The sequence below is a fragment of the Streptomyces sp. NPDC055078 genome (genome assembly GCF_053607985.1).
This window is the reverse complement of the sequence record NZ_JBSGUP010001137.1, coordinates 1-1,231: the sequence shown is the minus strand read 5'-3', so window position 1 is coordinate 1,231 and position 1,231 is coordinate 1. Positions and strand designations below refer to the sequence as shown.

Genomic DNA, 1,231 nt, shown 5'->3' with positions numbered 1-1,231 from the left:
GGCTCGGGCGGCGTCGGCATCCTGATGGCCGACGCGGCCAGCGAGTGCAGCCTGGACGTGTCCGCGATGCCGGAGTCGGCTGGCGCGAAGCTGCTCGAGCTGCTGCCCTTCGCCGGGGTCGCCAACCCGATCGATGTGACGGCGCAGGTGGGCAACGAGCCGCACCTGTTCGGCAGCTTCCTCAAGATCGTCATGGACGAGGGAGGGTACGACGCACTGGTCGTCTTCCTCGGTCACCTCGGGCTGTCGCGAGCCCGCACTGAGCGGCTGCGACCGCAGCTCAAGGCGATGCGGGACCGCTATCCCGACCGCACGATCGTGCTGTCGATGCTGACCACCCCGGAGATCCGCGCCGATTTCGTCGCCGACGGCTTCGTCATGGTGGAGGATCCCTCGGACGCCGTCGAGGTCGTCGCCGCGCTCGCCCGCATGGCCGAGCTGCGCGCGGCCGCGCCTGCGGCAGTGCGGCCTGCGGCCGACGTACCGGCGATGCCGCGCGAGGTCGTCGGTGAGTACGGCGCGCTGCGGCTCCTCGCTACGGCGGGCCTCCCGGTGTCGGTCGGGTCGGTGGTGACCAGTGTCAACGCCGCGGTCGCGGTGGCCGCCGGGATCGGTCGGCCGGTCGCGATGAAGGTCGCCTCGCCGCGGATCCCGCACAAGTCGGACATCGGCGGTGTGCTGCTGGACGTCGAGGGCGAGGGCGCGGCGTCCCGGGCCTATCAGGTCCTGGTCGACCGCGCGGCTGCGGCCGCGCCGGGTGCGGAACACGACGGCGTGCTGATCGCGCCGATGGTGGCCGGTGGCGTCGAGCTCCTCGCCGGCATCCACAACGACCCGGTCATCGGACCGGTCGTGGTGCTGGGACAGGGCGGCGTGACCGCAGAGCTGCACGGCGGTGCCGCGATGCGTGTGCCGCCCTTCGGCCCGGACGTCGCCCGCTCGATGATGAAAGAGCTGGCCTGCTGGCCGCTCCTCGAGGGCTACCGCGGCAGCACACCCGCGGACACGGAGGCACTCGCCACGGTGCTGGTCCGGCTCTCCGAGCTGGCCGTCGGATGGCGCGAGGACATCGCGTCGCTCGACATCAATCCGCTCGTCGTCCTCGACCACGGCGACGGAGTGATCGCGCTGGACGCCCTGATCGTGCCGCGAGACCTGTCGGACGGGCGGAGCGAGTGATCTGCGATTCCACCGTCGCCCGGCCGCAGCTGACGCGCGGTGGCGTCCGGGC

The 1,231-nt window shown here is 72.3% G+C and carries 1 protein-coding gene; it reads left to right on the top strand.

The annotated features are described in order from the left end of the window. On the top strand, window positions 1-1,179 hold a 1,179-nt coding region (locus ACWF94_RS40770; RefSeq protein WP_453500390.1), incomplete at its 5' end, for an acetate--CoA ligase family protein. Window positions 1,180-1,231 lie beyond the last annotated feature (52 nt).